General features: G+C 75.4%; 3 protein-coding genes. All 3 read left to right on the top strand.

The window, feature by feature from the left end:
- A partial coding sequence (locus tag QOH60_RS28685) for a hypothetical protein (protein WP_526425283.1) occupies positions 1-1,242 on the top strand: 1,242 nt, incomplete at its 5' end.
- A 2-nt stretch (positions 1,243-1,244) separates the two neighbouring features.
- A complete protein-coding gene (locus tag QOH60_RS28680) occupies positions 1,245-2,195 on the top strand; it encodes a decaprenyl-phosphate phosphoribosyltransferase (protein WP_526425282.1) in 951 nt (316 codons plus the stop codon).
- Positions 2,195-2,574: FAD-binding protein (locus QOH60_RS28675; protein ID WP_526425284.1), on the top strand; the 380-nt coding region annotated here is incomplete at its 3' end. The genes QOH60_RS28680 and QOH60_RS28675, both read left to right, overlap by 1 nt.

Here is a 2,574-nt window from a genome sequence, read left to right as displayed (position 1 = left end):
GTCGCCGTCGTGGCCCCGACGTGGCGCAGCCTCGCCGCGCTCGTGCGCCGGCGGCGGGCGCTGCGGCCCGAAGCCGTTCGCGGGCGGCGCCGCGCCACCCCGCTGGGCGTCGCGATCGTCGAGGTCGCCGCGGTCGTCGTCGCGGCGATCGCCGTCGTCTCGTGGGCGCAGGCGATGCGCCAGCCGTCGAACTCGAGCCTCGGCATCCGCACCGTGGAGTGGGTGCGCGACCACGGCGGCGCCGGGCTCGTCTCGGAGGTCGAGCGCGTGTACTACTCGCTCACGGCGCCGGCCAAGGGCGGCCCCGGGCTGCGGACGCTCCCCGCCGTGGGGCTCGCGTCCGCGCCGGGCAGATCGCCGGCGCCCGGCGCCGGCCGGGCCGCGACGGCTCGGCGTCAGGTGCATCGCCCGCGGCCCGCGGTCCGCCCGCCCCGGGTGGTCCCGGTCCTGCATCCCGCGCTGCGCGGCGAGGGCGTGTGGACCGTCACCCAGGGGCGGTTCGTCCGCTCCCGGCAGCCGCCGATGCTGGTCACCGCCTACCGGCCAACGGCCGACTACCCGCGGGTCGTCGCCGGCGTCGCCTGGTTCGACCACCGGCGTACCGCGGTGTCGCTCTACCCGGGGCTGCACGAGCCGCCGGGTGGTGCGACCGCCGGCGCCGGCGAGGTCCCGACCGGACGCCGCCGCGCGCTCCTGGCCACCTTCAACAGCGGGTTCAAGCACAAGGACAGCGGCGGCGGGTTCTTCGCCCAGGGGCGGCTGGTCGAACCGATGGTGGCGGGCCAGGGCACGATCGTCGCGATGCAGGACGGGGGCGTGGACGTCCGTGCCTGGCACGGGGGCGCGCGTGTCGGCGCCGGCGTCGCGTTCGCGCGGCAGAACCTGCCGCTGATCGTCGATGGCGGCCGCCCGAACCCCAACCTCAGCGACGGGCCGCAGTGGGGCGCCACGCTCGGAAACGCCATCCTCGTCTGGCGGTCCGGGGTCGGCGTCGACCGCAAGGGCAACCTGCTCTACGCCGCTGGGCCCTCCCTCGGGGTGGCGGGCCTCGCGCGGATCCTGATCCACGCCGGCGCGGTGCGCGCGGTCGAGCTCGACATCAACTCCTACTGGGTGACCCTCAACACCTACGGGTTGACCGGCGCGCGCGATGCGCGCCCACTCCTGCCCTCGATGCAGCGCTCGGCGCAGCGCTACCTGTCCCCTGACGACCGCGACTTCTTCGCGGTGGACCTGAGGTAGCCGTGGCGATCGATCGCACCGCCGATGCTCCGGCACAGCCGCTGGAGCGGATCGCCGAACCGCCGTCCGGCGCGGCGGGCCTGCGAGCGGGCGCGCGGTCCGTCCTGGCCTGCATGCGGCCTCGGCAGTGGATCAAGAACAGCGTCGTCCTGGCCGGCGTGATCTTCGCCGGCAACGTGCTCGACGCCGCATCGCTCGCCGCGGCGGCCGCGGTGACGACCGCGTTCTGCCTCGCCAGCGGGGCCGCCTACCTGCTCAACGACGTCCGCGACGCGGAGGTCGACCGGCACGATCCGCGCACGGCCGGGCGCCCCATCGCCCGCGGCGCCCTGTCGCCACCGCCGGCGCTCGCCTGCGGGGCCGCGGCAGCCGGCGCGTCGCTGCTGATCGCCGGTCTCGTCAACGACGGATCGGTGGCCATCATCGCCGCCTACCTCGTGCTGCAGGTCGCCTACTGCTACGGGCTGAAGCACATCGTCGTGATCGACCTCGTGTCCATCGCGCTGGGCTTCGTCCTGCGTGCGGCCGCCGGCGGCGTCGCGGTCGACGTCCGCGTGTCCCCGTGGCTGCTGGTCGCCACCGCGTCCCTGGCCCTGTTCCTGGGGAGCGCCAAGCGTCGCGGCGAGCTGGCCCGGCCGCTCCGCGAAGGCATCCCCCGGCGGCGGGTCCTGGCTCGCTACACCCCCGCGCTGATGGACCGCGCGATCGTCGCGACGACGATCGCGACGCTCGCCATCTACGTCGCCTATGCCGCCCGCGGGGCGCCGACGCGCTGGATGCTGATCACCGTCCCGTTCGTCGTCTACGGCATGCTGCGGGTCGTGGCGACGATCCGGCGCGACCCCGCACAGACCGACGATCCGACGCTGCTGGTCCTGCGCGATCGCCGGGTGCTCGTCACCGTCGCGCTGTGGGCCGCGTGCGCGACGGCCGTCACGCTCGCCACCACCTGATGGCGCACCGGTTGCTGACGGGCTGGGGCGGCACGGCCCCGACGCGGGCACAGGTGCTGTCGCCGAGCGATGCCACCGCGATCGCCGACGTGCTCGGCGGCGCCCCCGCCCGCGGGGTGATCCCGCGCGGGCTCGGCCGCAGCTACGGCGACGCGGCGCAGAACGCCGGCGGCCACGTCGTGGACACCACCCGCCTGCAGACCATTCACGCGTTCGATGCGGCCGATGGCGTGGTCACGGCCGACGCGGGCGTGTCGCTGTGGCGGCTCCTGGCCGAAGTCGTCCCATCGGGATGGTTCCTGCCGGTCGTGCCCGGGACGCAGCACGTCACGCTCGGCGGGGCGATCGCCGCCGACATCCACGGCAAGAACCACCACCA

This window comes from Mycobacterium sp. (genome assembly GCF_032159765.1).
Lineage (GTDB): Bacteria > Actinomycetota > Actinomycetes > Mycobacteriales > Mycobacteriaceae > Mycobacterium.
The sequence above is the reverse complement of the archived record's forward strand: the minus strand, read 5'-3'. Positions and strand labels throughout refer to the sequence as shown.